The following is an 18,915-nucleotide window of genomic DNA, read 5'->3' as shown; positions in this document are numbered from 1 at the left end:
AATGGACCCGGCCGCCGAGGCCCCAGCCACCCAAGAGCCCCCCGCCCCATCGCCCTCCACCCGAGCACCGACCGGACAGGAACCGGCCGGACAGGAACCGGCCGGGCAGGGACCGGCCGGGCAGGGACCGGTTGGACAGGAACCGGTTGGACAGGAACCGGTTGGACAGGAACCGGTTGGACAGGAACCGGTTGGACAGGAACCGGTTGGACAGGAACCGGTCGGGCAGGTGAACGCGCTGGAGGTTCCGCGGTTCGCGGGGCCTGCGACGTTCGCCCGACTCCCCCGCCGCGCCGACGTCCCCGGCTACGACGTCGCCGTCGTCGGCGTCCCGTTCGACAGCGGCGTCTCGTACCGCCCGGGGGCGCGGTTCGGGCCGGCGGCGGTGCGGCAGGGGTCGCGGCTCCTCAAGCCCTACCACCCGGCGCTGGACGTGCTGCCGTTCGCGTCCCAGCAGGTGGTGGACGCCAGTGACATCGCCTGCAACCCGTTCGACATCGGCGCGGCGATCCGGCAGATCGAGGCGGGGCTGCGGGAGCTGACCGGGGACGGCGGGCGGGCGATCACGATCGGCGGCGACCACACGATCGCGCTCCCGGCACTGCGGGCCGCGCACGCGCTGCACGGCCCGCTCGCCCTCGTCCACTTCGACGCGCACCTGGACACCTGGGACACCTACTTCGGTGAGCCGTACACGCACGGCACCCCGTTCCGCCGCGCCGCCGAGGAGGGGCTGCTGATGCGGGACGCGAGCGCGCACGTCGGCATCCGCGGCCCCCTCTACGACCCGCAGGACCTGGTGGACGACGCGCGTTTCGGGTTCACCATCGTCCACTGCGCCGAACTCGACGACCTCGGTGCGCGGGGCGTCGCGGAGCGGGTGCGGGCCCGGGTCCAGGACGCGCCGGTCTACCTGTCGGTCGACGTCGACGTCCTCGACCCCGCGTACGCGCCCGGTACCGGGACGCCCGACAGCGGCGGCATGACCAGCCGGGAGCTGCTCGGCATCCTGCGCGGGCTCGCCGGGCTGAACATCGTCGGCGCCGACGTGGTGGAGGTCGCGCCCGCCTACGACCACGCCGAGATCACCTCCATCGCCGCCGCCACGGTGATCTACGAGGTGCTGGGCCTGCTGGCGAAGGGTCCCGCGGGATGACGGCCCGTGAGACGGCGGCCCGTGAGACGGCGCCCGGTGCGATGCGGCCCGCGGACCCGGTCCGCTGGCCGGGGGCGGCGACGTCGGCGGCGTCGTTCACCTTCGACGTGGACGCCGAATCGGCCGTCCTGGGCGTCCACCCGGAGGCCGCCGCGCGGCTGAGCGTGCTCAGCCACCAGGCGTACGGGCCGCTGACCGGGCTGCCGCGGCTGCTGCGGATCCTCGCCCGGCACGGGGTCCGGTCGACGTTCTTCGTCCCCGGCTACACCGCGCACCGCCACCCGGACGCCGTCCGCGCGATCGTCGACGGCGGTCACGAGATCGCCCACCACGGCTACCTGCACGAACCGCTGGCGGGGCCGGAGGGCGCGGTCGACGAGCGGACGGAGGCGGACATCCTCGACCGCGGCCTCGCCGCCCTGGAGGAGGTCGCCGGGATCCGCCCGGACGGGTACCGGGCGCCGATGTGGGAGCTGACCCACGCGTCGCCGCGCCTGCTGGCCGAGCGCGGGTTCCTGTATGACACGAGCCTGATGGACGCCGACGTCCCGTACGAGCTCGACACCGGCACGGGCACGTCCATCGTCGAGATCCCCGTCCACTGGGGCCTGGACGACTGGGAGCAGTACTGCTACCTGCCCGGCATCTCCGGGACGGGCCTGATCGAGAACCCGTTCAAGGCCGCGGAGATGTGGCGCGCCGAGTTCGAGGCGCTGCGCCGGGAGCACGGCTGCTTCGTCCTGACCGCGCATCCCTTCCTGTCGGGGCGTCCCGGACGTGCCGCCGCGCTGGAAGGGCTGATCGAGCACGTCGCGTCCTACCCGGACGTGTGGCTGGCGCCGCTCGGCGAGATCGCCCGGCACGTCCGCTCGCTGGGCCTGGCCCCGCGCGCGATCCCGCTCCCCGGCGGCCTCCCCGACCCGCATCGCCTCCCGCCGCAGGCCCCGTCCGACCCCTAGGACACCGACAGCAAAGGCACGCGATGACCCCCTCCAGCACCGGAACCGGCGAGGTACCGGCCCCCTCCGAACATCCTCAGACACTCCGCAAGGGCTTCAACCTGCGTTCGGCGACCGCGCTGGCGTTCGCCGACGTGTCCCCCATCGTCGCCCTCTACGCCATCTTCACGCTGGGCCTGCTCGCGGCCGGTCCCGCGTTCTGGTGGGCGTTCCCGATCGTCCTCGGGGGGCAGCTGCTCGTCGCCTGCGTGTTCGGCGAGCTGGCGTCCCGCTGGCCGTACGAGGGCAGCGTCTACCAGTGGGCCCGGCACGTGCGCGGTCCCGGCTCCGGCTGGTTCGCCGCCTGGGCGTACATGTGGGGGCTCACGATCGCGCTGTCCACGCTGTCGTACGGCGCGGCGGGCTTCCTGCTCCAGGCGATCGGCGTGGACGCGCCGGGCAAGGCCGCGACGATGGGCACGGCGCTGGCGATCCTGGTGGCCGGCAGCCTCGCCAACATCGTCGGCCGCCGGACGCTGAAGATCCTCGTCGTGGCGAGCCTGATCTGCGAGGTGCTGGCGTCCGTCGGGCTCGGCACCGTCCTGCTGCTGTTCTACCGGGAGCAGTCGTTCGGCGTCCTGTTCGAGGGCGCCGGGGCGGGTGGGGGCGGCGCGTGGCTCGCCGGCCCGATGCTGGCCGCCGCCGCGTTCGTGGGCTGGTCGTTCGTCGGGTTCGAGTCGGCGGGCTCGATCGCCGAGGAGGTCGAGGACCCCGAGCGGGCGGTGCCCAAGGCGCTGATCTTCTCGCTGCTCGCGGTCGGGATCGTCGTGATGTACTCGGCCGCCGGGCTGATCCTGGCGATCCCCGACATGTCCAGGGCCATGTCGGGCGGCGTCGCCGACCCGGTGAGCGACACGCTCGTGTTCCACTTCGGCTCATCGATCGGGCGGCCGCTGCTGGTGATGTTCGTGATCGGGTTCCTGGCGAGCTTCCTCGCCGTCCAGGCCGCGGTGTCCCGGGTGATCTGGGCGTCGGCGCGGGACCGGGCGCTGCCCGGCTCCGGCGTCCTCGGCCGGCTGACGGGGGCCGAGCGCCTCCCGGTCTTCGCGATCCTGCTGACCGCCGTCGGCGCCGCCGTCTTCGTCCTGCTCTCGGGCTCGACGCTGTACTCGGTGCTGGTCAACTTCACGACCGTCGGCTTCTACGTCGCGTTCGGGCTGCCGGTGTGGGGCGCCGCGCTGCTGCATCTGCGCGGCGGGTGGCGGCCGGGACCGTTCAACCTCGGCCGGTTCAGCGCCCCGGTGACGTACGTGGCGGCGCTGTGGCTGGCCGCCCAGACGATCAACATCTGCTGGCCGCGCGAGACCGGCGACGCCTGGTACATCGAGTGGAGCATGGTCCTGACGCTCAGCGTGGTGGGCCTGGCCGGGGCCGCGCTCTACCTCGGCTGGGCACGCCACCGCATCGGGCCCGCCTACGGCGAGTCGGCGGCCGCGAAGGAGACCGTCTGACTCAGGCCAGCGCGTACGCCTGCGTCAGCCGGATGTGATTCCCGGACGGGTCGCGGAACGCGGCGTCGATGCCGTAGGGCTGCTCTTCGGGCTTCTCGACGAACTCGACGCCGCGCGCCGACAGCTCCTTGTAGGACGCGTGGCAGTCGTCGGTGGTGAGGAAGATCGTTCCGGCGAAGCCCTTGCCCATGAGGTCGCGCAACTGCTCGGCGGTCGCGCCGTCCATGACGGGCTCCTCGGGGACGGCCATCAGCACGATGGACAGGTCGGGCTGCCTGACCGGGCCGACCGTCAGCCAGCGGAACCCCATCTCCGGCAGGGTCGCGTCGGAGCGGACCTCCATGCCGAGCTTCTCGGTGTAGAACGCGAGCGCCTCGTCCTGGTCGTGCACCCAGAGCTGCGCGCTGGCAAACGTGATCATCGGTTCCTCCCCGGCGAGTCGGTGGAGCCATCACGCTATTCGCGGGGGCGTCCGGCCGTCTTCTCGAAACGTCCGGTGTTTCGGACGGCCGTGTGCGCGCAGCACACAGGCGGGTATCCGCGCGTGCGCGGCGGCGGGAGGGAACGAGGCGCGGTAGGCCGTGGGCGACATGCCGAACATGCGGGTGAAGCTGGTGGTGAAGGAGCCGATGCTCTGCAGCCCGACGCCGACGCAGATGTCGGCGACGGACCTGTCGGTCATGCGCAGGAGGGCGGCGGCGCGTTCCAGCCGCCGGGTCAGCAGGTAGGCGTGCGGCGACTCGCCGAACGCGCGCCGGAACTGCTCGCTGAAATGGGCGCGCGACAGCCCCGCCGCACTCGCCAGGTCGGCCACCGTCAGCGGCTCGAAGTACCGCGCGTCGGCCAGGTCCCTGGCGCGCAGCAGGTGACGTGCGGGCGGGACGGACGTCATGGGCACAAGTATGCCCCCGGCCTGCGACACAGGCCGGGGGCGTGAGCGGGGGCTATTCGCGGGTGTTGATGGTGTCCGCGGGGCGGGCGGCCATGGCCAGGCGGGCGGGCAGGGCCGTCGCGGCCGCGGCGAGGACGCCGCCCAGGGCGAGGACGCCCAGGTGGCCGAGCGGCGGGACGTGCGGTGCGCCGCCGGTCATTCCGCTGCTGAACGCGGTGAGCGTGACCAGGGCGATCGCGCTGCCGAGGGCGGCGGCGATTCCCGCGATGGCCAGCGTCTCCCAGCCGAGCATCCGCATGACCTGGCGGCGGGTCGTCCCGACGAGGCGCAGCAGCGCGAGCTCGCGGGCGCGGCCGGAGGTCGACATCGCGAGGGTGTTGACGACGGCGATCGCGGTGAACGCGAGGATCAGCCCCATGGCGACATAGTTGACCTCGGCGTTCGTGGTCGCCCGGTTCTCGGCGAGGGTGCCGGCGTCCGTCGTGGGCAGGCCGTCGGGAGGCGTGCCGGCGATCAGCAGGGTGCCGCGCGGGTCGTCCACGTGGGCGGCGAGCAGGTCGCGGGTGACGGTGAGGTCTCCGAAGCCGAGGCCGCGCTCGTAGACGGCGATCACCTTGGGTTCGATCGGGGTGCCGTCGCCGAGGGCGAGGCTCAGCCGGTCGCCCGGCCGGACGTCGAGCCGGGCGGAGGCGGTGCTGCTCACGGCGATGGTGGAGGAGTCCAGTCCCTGGAGCGAGCCCTCGCGGACGTCCAGGTCCATGGTGCGGTCGAGTCCGCCGGGCGTGACGCCCTGGACGCCGTAGTTCTCCAGATCCACGCGGACGGTGCTCCGCAGAACCTCGGTGGCGGCGGTAACCCCGGGCGCCCGGCGGATCTCCTCGGCCGTGCCGTGCGGAACCTTGGGGCCCACGACGTGCTCGGCGATGGTGCCTTCGCTCGCCTGATTCGTCGCGGCATGGCCCATGGTCGTCTGCACGAACAGGATGGTCGCGGTCAGCCCCATCATGAGCGTGAGCGGTGTGACGACGGACGCGAGCCGCCGCGCGCCGGTGCCGAGGTTCGCGGCGGCGAGATGCCCGCCGACCGGGAAGAACCGCAGCGGCACCGACAGGGCGGCGGCCGCGGCGCGGCAGATGGCCGGGCCGAGCACGGCGACCGCGACCGTCCAGACGATCGCCGTCAGCATCGTGACCGGGCTGGACGCCGCCTCGGTGTTCAGCCCCGACAGCACGATCGTCAGGACGATCGCGCCCGCGGTGACCACGAGACCCGCCAGGATCCGCACGACTCCGAGCCCGCTCCGGCCCGGCGCCGTGTCGCCGAGTGCCTCGACCGGACGGATCCGGGCCGTCCGCCGCGCCGTGATCCGGGCGGCGGCGAACGCGGCGGCGACGGCGGCGAGCGTCGCGGCGAACGGCGGGAACGGGCTGACGACCAGGTCCAGGTTGGGCGGCAGCGCCCCGAGGCCGCGGAACCGGTCCCGCAGCCAGAAGGCCAGCGGCAGCCCGGCGGCCGCGCCGAGCGGGCCCGCGACGAACCCGACCAGCAGCGCCTCCCGCCCGATCATCCTGCGGACCTGGCGTGGTGTGGCGGCGACGGCCCGCAGCAGCGCGATCTCCCGCTCCCGCTGCTGCACCGACAGCGCGAACGTCCCGGACACGACGAGGATCGCGACCAGCAGGGCCGTCCCGCCGAGGGCTCCGCCCATGCTGATCAGCTTGATGCGGGACTTCTCCGCGCCGAGGAACTCGGCCTTGCCTCGGTCCTTCCCGGTGTGGACGGTCGCCTTGGTGCCGCGCACGGCGTCCTCGATCGCCTTCACCGGGCCGTGCGCGCCGATGGCGGTGACCATGCCGCTCCGTCCGGACAGGCGTTCGGCCTGGGCGGTGGAGAAGAAGACGGCGGTCTGGTGCTTAAGCGACTGCTCGGTGACGCCGACGACGCGGTAGCCGCCGGGGACGGCGGACGCGACCTTTACGGTCGAGCCTGGCCGGAGGCCCTTGGTGCGGGCGGTCGCGGCGTCGATGACGATTTCGTCGTCCGCCGTGGGGGCGCGCCCTTCCCGGAGGGTGAACGGGGTGAGCGCGGCGGACTCCCACCCGTGTCCCCACGACTCGCGGTCATCGTCCGCGGAGTCGCCGATCTCGGCGGGGAACGTCACTTCGGTGATCACGTCGCGGACGCCGTTCGCGCCCCTGACCTTGCCCGCGACGGAGGCCGGCAGCCACGCGCGCTCGGCGATCGCCTTCGCCTTGTGCTTCTTCTTGCCCTCCTTCTTCACGATCGTCTTGTGGACGAACTGGTCGCCGGTGACGACGACCGGGGAGCCCGCATACCGTTCGGGCGCGATGGAGCCGCGCAGACCCGTGTCGAGGAGGATCCCGCATGCGCAGACGAGGGCGGCCGCGCACAGAAGCGCGACGAACGCCCCCGCGAACCCGGCCTTGCGGTGCCGCAGCGTGCTGAGAACGAGCCAGAGCATCACTTCCACGCCCCCAGCCGCGTCATGCGGGCCGCGACCTTGTCGCTGGACGGCGCGTCCATCCAGTCGACGATCCGCCCGTCGGCGAGGAACAGCACCGTGTCGGCGTACGAGGCGGCGACCGGGTCGTGCGTGACCATCACGACCGTCTGGCCCATGCCGTCCACGGTCTCCCGCAGCAGCGTGAGGACGTCGCGGGCCGTCATCGTGTCGAGCGCGCCCGTCGGCTCGTCCCCGAACACCACTTCCGGACGCGTCACCAGCGCGCGGGCGATCGCGACCCGCTGCTGCTGCCCGCCGGACAGCTGCGCCGGACGGTGACCGGTCCGGTCGGCCAGGCCGACCCGGGCGACCACCTCGTTCAGCCACGCCTTGTCGAGGCGGGTTCGCGACAGCCGCAGCGGCAGCGTGATGTTCTGCTCCACCGTCAGCGACGACACCAGGTTGAACGCCTGGAACACGAAACCGACGCGCGCCCTGCGCAGCTCGGTCAGTTTCGTCTCGTACATCCCGGACAGCTCCGTCTCACCGAGGTGCACGGTGCCGGACGTCGGCGTGTCGAGACCGGCGGCGCAGTGCAGGAATGTGCTCTTCCCCGATCCGGACGGCCCCATGACCGCCGTGAAACGCCCCCGCGGGACGGCCGTCGTCACCTCCCGGAGCGCCGCGACGGCTCCCCTGCCGCGCCCGTAGACCTTGCTGACCTTCTCCATGCGCACGGCGTCGCGCACTCCGGTGCCGCTCCCGCTCGTGTTCACGCCCGTGGTGTTCATGCCCGAGGTGTTCATGGCTTCAAGTCTTCTGACCTGGAGGTTCACGAACCAGAGAGGTGATCAGCGGTCATATGTGATCTCGTCATGGTCCGCGGCGTGACGGGGTCCCGGCGGCGCGCCGGCGTTGATAGAAATAGGGGGTGATCAAGGTGCTCCTGGCGGACGACCACCACGTCGTGCGCAGTGCCCTCGCCGGCCTGCTGACGCTGGAACCCGACATCACCGTGGTCGCCGAGGTGGACCGCGGCGACGAGGTGCTGCCCGCCGCCCGCTCGGCCCGTCCCGACGTCGCCGTCCTCGACATCGACATGCCGGGCCTGGACGGCCTCGCCGCGGCCGCCGCGCTCCACGCCGCCGCGCCGGAGATCGCGTCCCTGATCCTCACCGGGCACGGCAAGCCCGGTCACCTGCGCCGTGCCCTGGCGGCCGGCGTCCGCGGCTTCCTGCTGAAGACGGCGCCGCCGGAGGAACTCGCCGCCGGCATCCGCAAGGTCGCCGCCGGCGAACGCGTCCTCGACCCCAGGCTGGCCCTCACCGCCTGGGACAGCGCCGACAACCCGCTCACGCCCCGCGAGACCGACGTGCTGCGCCTCGCCGCCGACGGAGCCGAGGCCACGGAGATCGCCGGGCGCCTCCACCTGTCCGCCGGGACGGTGCGCAACTACCTGACCTCCGTGGTGACCAAGCTCAACGCCCGCAACCGCACCGACGCCGCCCGCATCGCCCGTGAAGCCGGCTGGCTCTAACCGACCCGCGCCTCCAGCCGGAAGCGGCCCTCCCCGTCGGCGCGCGCGCTGAGCGTCCCGCCGACCGAGGCGAGCCGCGTGGACAGGTTCCCTATGCCCGAACCGGGAGACGTGCGGGGCGCGTGCGGATCGAGCCCGTCGTTCTCCACGACCAGCCACACGGCGTCGCCGTCCCGCCCCGTCCGGATGGTGCAGCGCGTCGCGGCGCTGTGCCGCAGCACATTGGTCACCGCCTCGCGCAGCACGGTGCCGAGCACCGCCGATGTCGGGCCGTCCGGCACCGCGCCGTCCTGGACCGCGCCGTCCTGGACCGTGGGGCCGGTCTCGACCTCGACGCCGGCCGCCGCGAGCACGGACCGTGCCGACCGCATCTCCGCGTCCAACGACAACTCGGCATCGCCCCCGGTCGCCGCGCGCAGATCCCGGCGGGCCTGCTCCGCCATGCCGACGACCTCCGCCAGTTCCCTGCGGGCGCGGTCCGCGTCCACGTCGGCCAGCCGCCGGGCCAGCTCGCACTTCAGCAGGATCGCCGCCAGGCTGTGCCCGAGCAGATCGTGCAGATCCCGCGCCGCCCGCAGCCGCTCCTGGACGGTCGCCGCCCGGGCCAGTTCCTCCCCCGCCGCCTGGAGGTCCCGCACGAGCCTCGCCAGCCGGACGAGCCCGTAGACGACCAGTCCCGTCACCAGCGTGCTGACGACGTAGTTGACGAGGGCGGCCGTCCCCAGCCCCAGCATCGCCGCGCCGACCCCGACGCCGGTCATGGTCGCCGCCACCAGCGGAACCGCGGCCCGTCTCGGCAGCCCGACGAGGAACGTCCCGGCGAGGAACCCGGCGAGGCCCAGCCACGCCTTCCCGAACACCGCGATGGGGGCGAAGCTCAGGACCGCCAGCGCGATGGGCCACCATCGGGGCCGTCCACTGCCGGTCCAGATCAGCTGCACCACCGAGGCCAGGGCGAACCCCACCGCAGCACCCGCCCAGCGCGGCCCCCACGGGACCAGCAGCAGCCCTTTCACCGAGAACCCGGCCAGCACCGCCGCCAGCAGCAACAGCGAAACGCGGTACGCCGCCCGGCCGGGCATGCTCGCCACGCGCTCCCCCGCCTCGACGGCCGCCTCCACCATGAACCGGCCGTCGTCGCCCAGCCTCGTGGTGAACGCGCCGCCCGCGTCCCGGACCCGCTCCGCCGCCTCGTCCAAGCCCTCCGCGCCCCGCGCAGCCGTGCGGACGCCGTCGTTGACCACGCGCAGCCTGACGACGCCCTCGTCCTCGGACGTCTCGATCACGCAGGTCCGCGCCGATCCCTCGCGCACCACGTCCGTGACCGCCTCCCGCAGCACCATCGCCAGCAGCGCCCCGGCCGGCCCGAGCGGCTCGCGGTGCCCGCCGCGCACCTCGGCGCGGACGCCCGCGGCCTCCAGCAGCGCCCGCGCCGCCGACGCCTCCGGCGCCAGCGACATGCTGCGGAAGTCCGCCGCCGCGGCCCGCGCGTCGTTCAGCGACTCCCGGGCGACCTTCAGGACGTGCCCGATCTCGGCGGGCCGCTCGACCGCCCGCAGGCTTCCCGCCGAGATCGCCTCAAGCCCGTCCCCGAGGCCCTTCTTCAGCTCCGCCGCGATGCGCAGCCGCTCCCGCCCGACCGCCGCCATGGTGACCGGCAGCCGCGCCGCCGCCGCGTCGCCGACCCGGTCGGCGAGCCGCACCAGCCCGTACACCACCATGCCGATCAGCAGGCAGGTGATCGCGGCGTCGGCGCTCGCGCCGTCCCTCAGGACGTCGATCAGCGCCGCGCTCCCCACGACCAGGATCGCGAGGGGCCACCCTCCCGCCAGCAGCAGCGACCCGGCGACGAACCCGAGGAGCCCCACCGACGTCCCGAGGCCGGCCACGGCCGGGTACGCGGCCAGCGCCTGCGCCGGCACGACCCAGCGCCCGCGCCACCGCTCCAGCCGCGGGACGACCCACACGAGCTGAAGGAGAAGGACCGCCAGAACCAGGGCGGCCGCCGTCCCCGCCTGCGCCGCCCCCTCCGTCCTCGACGGCGCCGCGAGCACGTACACCCCGGCGAACGAGGCCAGCACCAGCCCGACGATCAGCCGCGCCGCCCGCGGCCCCGGTACCGCCTCACCCAAACGCCCTCAACTCCCCCCATGTGAACGCCCACCCCACCCAACCACCTCCACCCAAAACGATCTCGGTGGGCACGACCGATATAGGAGACTTCAGCCGCCGAGCACGACGCCGGACTGAAAAGGTTCGACGGACCGGCGATTTCGCCGATGTTCGCGGGGCGGGCGCCTGCCGAGAATGGCGGCGTCCTGGAGCCGGGCCCCGGCTCCACCCCCGTTCTGGAGCCGCTCCCCCCGGCTCCATCGCGAACAGGAGCGAACCGACGTGCTATCCACCCCCAGGCTCGCGGCGAAAATGGTGTTCGCCGCGGCGCTGACCGCGGGAACCATCGCCGTCCCGCAGGCCGCGCAGGCGGCGGACAACCCCTACGAGCGCGGGCCCGACCCGACGGAGTCGAGCGTCGAGGCCCCGCGCGGCCCGTTCTCGGTGTCGGATGACCGCGTCTCGTCGTGGCTGGTCACCGGCTTCGGCGGCGGGACGATCTACTACCCGACGAGCACCTCCGAGGGCACGTTCGGCGCGGTCGCGATCGCGCCCGGGTTCACGGCGGACCAGTCCAGCATGTCGTGGTACGGGCCGCGGCTCGCCTCGCAGGGCTTCGTCGTCTTCACGATCGACACCAACTCGCGCTTCGACCAGCCCGACAGCCGCGGCCGGCAGTTGCTGGCCGCGCTCGACTACCTCACCGAGCGCAGCAGCGTGCGGAACCGGATCGACTCCTCCCGCCTCGCGGTGATGGGGCACTCGATGGGCGGCGGCGGGACGCTGGAGGCGTCGCTCGACCGCCCGTCGCTCCAGGCGGCGATCCCGCTGACACCGTGGGACCTGAACAAGAACTTCCGGAACGACCAGGTCCCGACCCTGATCATCGGGGCCGAGAACGACTCGGTCGCGTCGGTGACCTCGCACTCCGAGCCGTTCTACGAGAGCATCCCCGCGTCGTCGGAGAAGGCGTACCTGGAGCTGAACGGCGCCAGCCACTTCGCGCCGAACACCTCCAACACGACGATCGCGAAGTTCAGCATCTCCTGGCTCAAGCGGTACGTGGACAACGACACCCGCTACGACCAGTTCCTCTGCCCCCCGCCGAGCCGCAGCACCGAGATCTCCGAGTACCGCGACACCTGCCCCAACTCCTAGCCGCCACCGCCGTCTAGCGGCCGGGCCGCCCGTTGCCTCCCCGCACGGGCGGCCCTTCGCCGTCCTCGGGGCCGATGCCGTGCAGGCGCAGGGCGCTCAGCGCGAGGACGAGCTCGACCAGGTCGCGCGGGCGGGCCAGCGTCCGGCCGGTGAGCTGCTCGATCTTGCGGAGCCGGTTGAGGACGGTGTTGCGGTGGCAGAACAGCCGGTCCGCGGCGCGGGCGGCGGAGCCGTCGCACGCGAGCCAGGTGCCGAGCGTCGTCAGCAGGACGTCGCGGAAGGCGGGGTCGACGTCGGTGAGGCCGCCGAGCGCGACGTGGCCGAGCCGCCCGGCCAGGCGGGGCTGGGACAGCACGAGGGCGTCGGGGAGGCGGCGGTCCAGCCGGGCGATCTGGTTGCCGGGGCCGCGGCAGGTGCGCAGGGCCAGTTCGGCGAACCAGCGGGCGCCGCCCAGTTCGGCGAGGGAGCCGACGACCGGGCTGACGCCGGCGTGCGAGCGCGCGTAGGGGCGGACGGCGTCGACGAGGTCGTCGAGCTCCGCGGCGCCGAGCGCGACGAGCGCCACCTGGGCGTCGGTGCGCAGCCGCCAGATGAACCGCATCCCCGCCGTGTCGCCGGGGCGCCGTTCGGCGCCGTCGCCGAACCCGCTCTCCGCGCCGAGCATGACGACGGCGTAGCGGCCGGTCGCGGGCAGCCCGAGGACGGACGTGGCGGTGGACAGCAGGCCGCCGTCGGCGCCCTGGCCGTCGAGCAGGGCGTCCACGATCGCCTGGACGCGTTCCTCGCTGCGGCGCGCCAGCGCGAGCTCGGTGCGGTGGTAGGACGCGGCGGCGGCGCCGGACTGCTGGTCGATCGTGTCCCAGGTGCGGGTCGCCTGCCGGATCAGGGTCGGGACGTTCTCCGGGTCGTGCCGGTCGACGACCTCGACCACGGCCTCCCAGAACACCTTCCCGGCGAGCCGGTAGGACCGGAGCAGCTGGTCGAGCGGCTGCCCCTGGTGGGCGCGGCGCTGCCCGAGCCGCTGCGCCCATTCGAGGTCGGCGCGGCCGCGGCCGGGTTCGAGGATCGTCTCGAAGCCGTGCCCGAGCCCGGTATGGCACATCTCCCACACGTCGCGGGAGAAGGACTCGTCGCGGTCGACGCCGTCGCCGGACAGGATCTCGGCGGTGAGCCGGTCGGCGAGGTCGGGCAGGCGGTCGGTGAGGCGCAGCACCGCCTTGCGCATGATCTCCCGGTCGGCCCTGTGGTCGACGCCGCGGCCGGGGCCGCGGTCGGCGCCGCGCTCAGTACCGCGGTCGGCGTTCGTTCCGCCGGCCGTCCCGAGCCGTCCTCCCATCATCGTGGGCCACCTCCAGCACAACGCGGGGGCCTCATCGTGCCATTTCGGGCACCTGACGGCCATCGTCCGGCGGCCAGACTGTGCGGCGGCACAATCAGGGCCCGCCCTGATTGCACCCCGTCCCCGAAACAGAACGGCGCTCTGGACCCGTGCCGGGGGTGCGTGTTGACCTATGGGCCCGCTTCCTTTTGAGGCCCCGTCCAATAGAGGTTCATTGTAGAGGCTCGTTCTAGAGAATTGTTCTAGCCGAGACCCGGTACCGGTCAGGGTTCGTTCCCCGCAAAGGAGGACCGGCATGGCACAGGCTCACCCACCCCAACGGATCCACGGACGTGACCGCGAACTCGCCGCCATCGGCGCGACGCTCGACCGGGCCCGCGACGGGCACGGCGGCTCCCTGGCGATCGTCGCGGACGCGGGCATGGGGAAGACGACGCTGCTGGAGGCGGCGGCACGCCGGGCCGCGCCCGGCTTCCGGACGCTCGGAACCACCGGCGTCGCGCGCGAGACGGCCGTCCCGTACGCGGGGCTGCACCGGCTGCTCCGGCCGCTGTCCGGGCTGATCGCGGAACTGCCGCCCGCGCACCGGGACGCGCTCGGCGCGGTCACCGGCGGCGACGCCCGGCACGGCACGCCGTTCGTCCTGTACGCCGCCGTGTGCGAGCTGCTGAGCCGGGCGGCCCGCGACCGGCCCCTGCTGTGCTGGGCCGACGACGCCCAATGGCTCGACCGGGTGTCGCTGGAGGCGCTGGCCTTCGCGGCGCGCCGCGTCCAGGACGAGCCGGTCGCGGTCCTGTTCGCCGCGCGCGGCGACCGGCGCGAGCCCGGCGGCCTCGCCGGCATCCGGCGGCTGTGCCTCACGCCCCTCGACGAGGACGCCGGACGCCAGGTGTTACACGACGCGCTCGGGGACGCGCTGGGTTGCGCGGTCCCGCACGGCACGACCTGCGGTGACCTCACCGAGGAGATCGTCGACCTCGCCTGCGGCTCGCCCCTGGCCATCCGCGAACTCGCCGCCGCGCTGACCCCCGGGCAGCTGTCCGGCACCGCGCCGCCGCCCCGCTCGCTCCCCGCCGGAAGCACGCTGCGGGACCTGCACCGCCGCCGCTACCTGCGGCTTCCCACCGGCGCCCGGCGGCTCGTCCTCATGGCGGTGGCGGACGAATGGCTCGGCGCCGCCACCGTGGCACGGGCCACCAGGACCGATGGCACAACCGGCGGCGGCCCCGGCCCGCGCGACCTCGACGCGGCCCGCGCGTCCGGGCTGCTGCGGTTCGAGGGCGACGCGGTGACGGTGCGGAACCGGCTCGTCCGGTCCTCGCTGTGGGCCGACGCGTCCCGCGAGGAACGCCGGGACGCGCACGCGCTGCTCGCCGAGGTCCTCGTGCACGAATGGCAGCGGCCGTGGCGGCTGTGGCATCGCGCGGCCATGACCGGCGAGCCCGACGACCGGCTCGCCGGCGAACTCGCCGACGCGGCGCGGGCGTCGCAGAAGGCCGGCCGGTACGCCGACTCGTGGCGGGTCTGGCAGCGCGCCGCCGCCCTCACCGCCGACCACGCCGCGCGGACGGACCGGCTGCTGTCCGCGGCCGGCGACGCGTGGGCGAGCGGCCGGTCCCGGCGGGCCCGCTCGCTGCTGCGGCAGGTCCGCCCGTTCACGTGCGCCGAGACGCGCGCCGCCCACGCCGGGCTGCTGCGCGGCGAGATCGAGGTGGCGGCGGGGTCCCCGGCGACGGCGGTCCCCATGCTGCGGGACGCGGCGGAACGCCTCGCCGTCGGCGACGCGGACGCCGCCGACGCGGCGCTGACCGCGCTGATGTGGGCCGCCGAGGCCGCCGACGCGGCCGGCGACCACGACGCCTACCTGGAGATCGCCGACCGCGCCGCGACGCTGCCCCGCGCCCCGCTCGGCGACCGGGCCGGGACCGGGCCGCGCGGAGAGCTGATCCGCACCCATCTCGCGGGCGTCGCCGCCACGATCCGCGGCCGCTACGCGGAGGCCGCGGAGCGGCTCGGACGCGCCGTCCTGCTCGGCGCCGAGGTCACCGACCCGGCCGCGCAGGCGTGGGCGGCGCTCTCGGCGTTCGCCCTCGGGGACGGGCCGTCCACCCGGACCCTCGCCGCCGGCGCCGTCGCGTCCGCCCGGCGGGCCGGCGACGCGCCCGTCGAGTCGTACGCGCTGGTGATCGCCGGACGCTGCGAGGCGCTCCTCGGGCATCCGCCGTCCCCCATCGCCGCCTGCCACGACGGGCTGCGCCTCGCCCGCGCGACCCGGCTGCACGCCCACGCGGCCGAGCACCTCGCCACGCTCGCGCTCACCGCCGCGTTCAACGGCGACGAGAGCACCGCGCACGGGCACCTGGAACGGCTCACCGGCGCCGCCGACCGGCGCGGCCTCACCCGCGCCGCCGCGTTCGGCTCCTGGGCGCCCGCCTGCCTGGACCTCGCCGCGGACCGTCCCGCCGACGCCGCCGCCCGTCTCCGCCTGCCCGGCGGCGCCGGCCTCGCCCACCCGCCCGCACGGCTGATGGCCGTCCCGCACCTGGTCGAGGCGCTCGTCCGGGACGGCCGGCGGGGGCAGGCCGCCCGCGCGTTCGAGCACTACCGCCGCTGGACGGACGGCCTGGACGGGACGGCGCGCGCCCCGGGCCGCGCGGCGCTCGCGCGGCGCTGCCTGGCGCTGCTCGCCGACTGCGACGCCGAGGCCGAGGAGCACTTCACCGAGGCGCTCCGCCTTCACGAGGCCGCCGGCGCCGTGTTCGACCTGGCCCGGACGGAGCTGCTGTTCGGGCACCGGCTCCGGCGCGACCGGCGGCCCCGCGCCGCCCGCGAGCACCTGCGCGCCGCACTGCGGATCTTCGAGCGCTACGACGCCGCCCCGTGGACGTCGCGGGCCCGCGCGGAACTGCGCGCCGCCGGCGAGACCATCGCGCCGCCGCCCGTCCTCGAACCGGCCCCGGCGGCCGGCGCACGGGAGATCGGGGCGGACGGCGGCCCGGGCACCGCGACCGCGACGCGCACGGGCACCGCGAACGGCTTCGGGAAGCTGACCGCCCAGCAGGCCCACATCGCACGGTTGGCCGCCGAAGGCGCGACCAACCGCGAGATCGCGGCGCGGCTGCTGCTCAGCCCGCGGACCATCGACCACCATCTCCGCAACGTCTTCACCCGCCTGGGGATCCGCTCGCGCGTCGAACTGGCCCGGCTGATCCGCTGACCGCCGGCCCGGCCACGCCACGGGTGGCCGGCCGGTCAGCGGACGGTCTCGTACTCCTCGGCGCCCTCCGCGGCGTCGCCCTTGCCCTTTTTGCCCTTCTTGCGGGCGCGCTCCTCCTCGTCCATCGCCTCCTCGTGCGTCCGGACGACCTCGCTGTCGTGGATCTCGCCGCGCCAGCCCTCGACCTCGTCGGGATGCGTCAGCGACTGCGTCATCACGTACCGGCGGAAATGCTTGAGCTCCAGCCGGACGCGGCGGCCCTGGGCGCGCCAGAGGTTCGCGGTCCGCTCGAAGAAGCCCTGCGGGTGGTACTCCAGGACGAGCAGCACGCGGGTCAGGTTCGGCGACAGGCTGTGGAAGCTGACCGTCCCGTCCACATGCCCCTTGGGCCCCTTGGACCGCCACACGATGTGCTCGTCGGGGACCTGCTCGACGATCGTGGACTCCCACGTCCGGCTGGACCAGAAGATCTTCGCCTTCCAGTTCAGCTTGTTCTCGTCGGCCTGGTCGACGCTGATGACCTTCTTCATGAAGGACGGGTAGTCCTGGAACTGCGTCCACTGGTCGTAGACGAGGCGGCGCGGCGCACCGATGTCGGTGTGCTCGACGATGTTGGTGACCTTCACCTTCTTCCCGCCGCCGCCCTTGCCGCCGCCCTTGCCCTCGTCCTCGCCGTCGTCCTTGCCGCCGCCCGGGACGACGCCGCCGACGGTGTCCTTGAGGCGTCCGAGCACGCCCTGGCCGTTCTTCTCACCGGCCTGCTCGCCGGGCTCGCTCTTCGCCTCGCTCTTCTCCGAAGCGTTCTTCTGCCCGGACTTCCGCCCGGACTTCTGCTGCTCGGGCTCTTCCGGGTTGGACGAACCTTCCTCGTCCCTGCGGCCGCTCAGCGCGCGGCCCGCCGCGACCGCCGCGCCCGCGCCGAGCAGGACGCCGCCGGCCGTGCCGATGGCCCGCCCGCCCGGCAGGCTCTTCGCGATCCCGCCGCCGCCGGGCAGATTCCTGGTGATGCCGCTCAGGCCGGGCATCCGCTTGCGGCGCCCGCCCGGCAGCCGTTTGGCAATGTTTCCGACGGGCAGCCCGCCCAGTCGGCTTCCGCGTTTCATCATGCTTCCTCACTTGGGGGTTGTGACGATCTCGCCGTCGCGGATCTCGCCGCGCCAGCCCTCGACCTCGTCGGGACGGGTCAGCGACCGCGTCATCACGTGACGGCGGAAGTGCTTGAGTTCGAGGCGGGCACGGCGGCCCTGGGCGCGCCAGAGGTTGCCGGTCCGCTCGAAAAGGCCGACGGGGTGGTACTCCAGGACGAGCAGGACGCGGGTCAGGTTCGGGGTCAGCTCGTGGAAGCTGACCGTCCCGTCCACGTGCCCCTTGGGCCCCTTGGACCGCCACACGATGTGCCGGTCGGGGACCTGCTCGACGATGCTCGACTCCCACGTCCGGCTGGACCAGAAGACCTTCGCCTTCCAGTTCAGCCTCGTCTCCCCGGCCTGGTCGACGCTCTCCACCTTCTTCATGAAGGACGGAAACTCTTGGAAGAGCGTCCACTGGTCGTAGACGAGACGGCGCGGGGCGCCCACGTCGGTCTGTTCGATGATGTTGGTCGGTTTCCCCCTTCGTCCACGCCCGAAGATGCCGGCGAGGGTCTCCTTCAGCGCCGTCCATCCGAAGCTCAGCAGCGCCCGCAACGGGGACTTGCCCTCGTGCAGCGCCTTGACCCCGGCCAGGGCGGCCTTGGCGAGCGGACCGCCCTGCTCGGCCTTGGCCGTGAGATCCCGGACGGCGCGTTCCAGCCGCCGCTCGAGCCGCTGGACGATCCCGCCCGCGACCCGGCGGCCAAGGCGCCGTACCGACAGCGCGGCCACAGCTCCGCCCGCGCCGACGGCCAGGCCCGTCCGGAAGTTCATGTCATGTCCACCTCATCGTCCGCTCACGTACGGCGCCGCATTACCCGGTCAAGCAGGGGCAAAACAGACCGCAGGCCAGCGGAAGGCCGGTCGAGCCGCCGGAGACCACCTCAGCGGCACCGGCGACCGGCACACCGTGGGGGGTCGCCGACCGTGGACCTCAACTGATGCAGGCCGGGTTACCGTCTCTCATGCAAGGTGAAGCCGGCCCATCGGCAAGGAGGGCAGGATGCCGTTCCCGTTCTTCAAGCAGACAATGCAAATACTCTCGTCGTCGAACGACACCAACGGCGCACTCGGTGCGGTCGAGGTGGCGGGTCCCAAAGGGGCCGTGCCCCCTCTTCATGTGCATCACCGCGAGGACGAAGCGTTCTATGTCCTTGAGGGCGACTACAGCGTCTTCGTCGGGGACGACGTGATCAAGGCGTCTCCGGGCACCTGGGTCTGGGGGCCGCGAGATGTGCCCCATGGCTATCAGGTGCATTCGGAGCGCGGCCGCCATCTCAGCCTCGTCATGCCGGGAGGCTTCGAGGCGTTCTTCGAGGAGGTCGCGGCGATCGCGACGCCGGACGCCGACCCCCGGAACGAACTGAGCAGGCTCACGGCGGTCGCCGCCCAGTACGGCGTCGAACTCCTCGGCCCCGCCCCGCCCCCGGCCTAGCGGCTCACCACCGGGGGGCCGCTTCC

15 protein-coding genes are annotated in these 18,915 nt (G+C 73.8%); 7 read left to right on the top strand and 8 right to left on the bottom strand.

The window, feature by feature from the left end; translation table 11 throughout:
• Positions 1–229 precede the first annotated feature (229 nt).
• The 3 genes from speB to AB0C35_RS07610 are packed head-to-tail and all read left to right on the top strand — an operon-like array spanning position 230 to position 3,605.
• Entirely contained in the window at positions 230–1,156 is a 927-nt protein-coding gene (gene speB / locus AB0C35_RS07620) for an agmatinase (RefSeq protein WP_358451723.1), read from the top strand.
• The gene (locus AB0C35_RS07615; RefSeq protein WP_358451721.1) at positions 1,153–2,115 is read left to right on the top strand and encodes a polysaccharide deacetylase; all 963 of its coding nucleotides are present in this window, start codon (positions 1,153–1,155) and stop codon (positions 2,113–2,115) included. The genes speB and AB0C35_RS07615 overlap by 4 nt, the downstream gene beginning before the upstream one ends.
• Positions 2,116–2,138: 23 nt before the next feature.
• Entirely contained in the window at positions 2,139–3,605 is a 1,467-nt protein-coding gene (locus tag AB0C35_RS07610; RefSeq protein ID WP_358451720.1) for an amino acid permease, read from the top strand.
• Position 3,606: 1 nt separating this feature from the next.
• Here AB0C35_RS07610 and AB0C35_RS07605 read toward each other — a convergent pair whose 3' ends face one another.
• From AB0C35_RS07605 to AB0C35_RS07590, 4 genes are read right to left on the bottom strand one after another with little or no spacing between them, the layout of a single operon-like run.
• A complete protein-coding gene (locus tag AB0C35_RS07605) occupies positions 3,607–4,026 on the bottom strand; it encodes a VOC family protein (protein WP_358451718.1) in 420 nt (139 codons plus the stop codon).
• 30 nt (positions 4,027–4,056) lie between these two features.
• Positions 4,057–4,497, bottom strand: coding sequence for a helix-turn-helix transcriptional regulator (locus AB0C35_RS07600; protein WP_358451716.1), 441 nt, complete (start codon positions 4,495–4,497; stop codon positions 4,057–4,059).
• 52 nt (positions 4,498–4,549) lie between these two features.
• On the bottom strand, positions 4,550–6,979 hold the full coding sequence (locus AB0C35_RS07595; protein ID WP_358451714.1) for an FtsX-like permease family protein: 2,430 nt from the start codon (positions 6,977–6,979) through the stop codon (positions 4,550–4,552).
• Positions 6,979–7,752 carry an ABC transporter ATP-binding protein gene (locus AB0C35_RS07590; protein ID WP_358451842.1) on the bottom strand — a complete coding sequence of 258 codons (774 nt, stop codon included), beginning with the start codon at positions 7,750–7,752 and terminating at the stop codon, positions 6,979–6,981. The genes AB0C35_RS07595 and AB0C35_RS07590 overlap by 1 nt, the downstream gene beginning before the upstream one ends.
• Positions 7,753–7,892: 140 nt before the next feature.
• Between AB0C35_RS07590 and AB0C35_RS07585 the strand changes: the two genes are divergently transcribed.
• Positions 7,893–8,498, top strand: a complete 606-nt coding sequence (locus AB0C35_RS07585; RefSeq protein WP_358451712.1) for a response regulator transcription factor — start codon at positions 7,893–7,895, stop codon at positions 8,496–8,498.
• Here the strand turns inward: AB0C35_RS07585 and AB0C35_RS07580 are convergent.
• Positions 8,495–10,630 (bottom strand): histidine kinase, encoded by a 2,136-nt coding sequence (locus tag AB0C35_RS07580; RefSeq protein WP_358451710.1) that lies wholly within the window; start codon positions 10,628–10,630, stop codon positions 8,495–8,497. The genes AB0C35_RS07585 and AB0C35_RS07580 overlap by 4 nt on opposite strands.
• A 292-nt stretch (positions 10,631–10,922) precedes the next feature.
• On the opposite strand from AB0C35_RS07580, the gene AB0C35_RS07575 reads away from it, so the two are divergent.
• Positions 10,923–11,768 carry an alpha/beta hydrolase gene (locus AB0C35_RS07575; protein WP_358451840.1) on the top strand — a complete coding sequence of 282 codons (846 nt, stop codon included), beginning with the start codon at positions 10,923–10,925 and terminating at the stop codon, positions 11,766–11,768.
• Between the two features lie 13 nt (positions 11,769–11,781).
• On the opposite strand, the gene AB0C35_RS07570 is transcribed toward AB0C35_RS07575, so the two are convergent.
• A complete protein-coding gene (locus AB0C35_RS07570) occupies positions 11,782–13,107 on the bottom strand; it encodes a helix-turn-helix domain-containing protein (RefSeq protein ID WP_358451708.1) in 1,326 nt (441 codons plus the stop codon).
• A gap of 295 nt (positions 13,108–13,402) precedes the next feature.
• Here AB0C35_RS07570 and AB0C35_RS07565 point away from each other — a divergent pair, with 295 nt between their 5' ends.
• A complete protein-coding gene (locus AB0C35_RS07565) occupies positions 13,403–16,324 on the top strand; it encodes an AAA family ATPase (RefSeq protein ID WP_358451706.1) in 2,922 nt (973 codons plus the stop codon).
• A 35-nt stretch (positions 16,325–16,359) separates the two neighbouring features.
• Here AB0C35_RS07565 and AB0C35_RS07560 read toward each other — a convergent pair whose 3' ends face one another.
• On the bottom strand, positions 16,360–17,427 hold the full coding sequence (locus AB0C35_RS07560) for an SRPBCC family protein (RefSeq protein ID WP_358451704.1): 1,068 nt from the start codon (positions 17,425–17,427) through the stop codon (positions 16,360–16,362).
• A 9-nt stretch (positions 17,428–17,436) separates the two neighbouring features.
• Positions 17,437–18,228, bottom strand: coding sequence for an SRPBCC family protein (locus tag AB0C35_RS07555; RefSeq protein ID WP_358451702.1), 792 nt, complete (start codon positions 18,226–18,228; stop codon positions 17,437–17,439).
• Positions 18,229–18,457: 229 nt separating this feature from the next.
• Between AB0C35_RS07555 and AB0C35_RS07550 the strand changes: the two genes are divergently transcribed.
• The gene (locus AB0C35_RS07550) at positions 18,458–18,889 is read left to right on the top strand and encodes a quercetin 2,3-dioxygenase (RefSeq protein WP_358451700.1); all 432 of its coding nucleotides are present in this window, start codon (positions 18,458–18,460) and stop codon (positions 18,887–18,889) included.
• Positions 18,890–18,915: the final 26 nt, after the last annotated feature.

Source organism: Spirillospora sp. NPDC048819 (assembly GCF_040650055.1).
Taxonomy (GTDB): Bacteria; Actinomycetota; Actinomycetes; order Streptosporangiales; family Streptosporangiaceae; genus Spirillospora.
This window is presented reverse-complemented; position numbering and strand designations above follow the sequence as displayed.

Bases quoted from the DNA above. Each gene is read 5' to 3' on its own strand.
- AB0C35_RS07575 (WP_358451840.1), top strand. From the start codon at position 10,923: ATGGTGTTCGCCGCGGCGCTGACCGCGGGAACCATCGCCGTCCCGCAG.
- AB0C35_RS07565 (WP_358451706.1), top strand. From the start codon at position 13,403: ATGGCACAGGCTCACCCACCCCAACGGATCCACGGACGTGACCGCGAA.
- AB0C35_RS07560 (WP_358451704.1), bottom strand. From the start codon at position 17,427: ATGAAACGCGGAAGCCGACTGGGCGGGCTGCCCGTCGGAAACATTGCC.
- AB0C35_RS07595 (WP_358451714.1), bottom strand. From the start codon at position 6,979: ATGCTCTGGCTCGTTCTCAGCACGCTGCGGCACCGCAAGGCCGGGTTC.
- AB0C35_RS07600 (WP_358451716.1), bottom strand. From the start codon at position 4,497: ATGACGTCCGTCCCGCCCGCACGTCACCTGCTGCGCGCCAGGGACCTG.
- AB0C35_RS07570 (WP_358451708.1), bottom strand. From the start codon at position 13,107: ATGATGGGAGGACGGCTCGGGACGGCCGGCGGAACGAACGCCGACCGC.
- AB0C35_RS07610 (WP_358451720.1), top strand. From the start codon at position 2,139: ATGACCCCCTCCAGCACCGGAACCGGCGAGGTACCGGCCCCCTCCGAA.
- AB0C35_RS07550 (WP_358451700.1), top strand. From the start codon at position 18,458: ATGCCGTTCCCGTTCTTCAAGCAGACAATGCAAATACTCTCGTCGTCG.
- AB0C35_RS07555 (WP_358451702.1), bottom strand. From the start codon at position 18,228: ATGAACTTCCGGACGGGCCTGGCCGTCGGCGCGGGCGGAGCTGTGGCC.
- AB0C35_RS07615 (WP_358451721.1), top strand. From the start codon at position 1,153: ATGACGGCCCGTGAGACGGCGGCCCGTGAGACGGCGCCCGGTGCGATG.
- AB0C35_RS07590 (WP_358451842.1), bottom strand. From the start codon at position 7,752: ATGAACACCACGGGCGTGAACACGAGCGGGAGCGGCACCGGAGTGCGC.
- AB0C35_RS07605 (WP_358451718.1), bottom strand. From the start codon at position 4,026: ATGATCACGTTTGCCAGCGCGCAGCTCTGGGTGCACGACCAGGACGAG.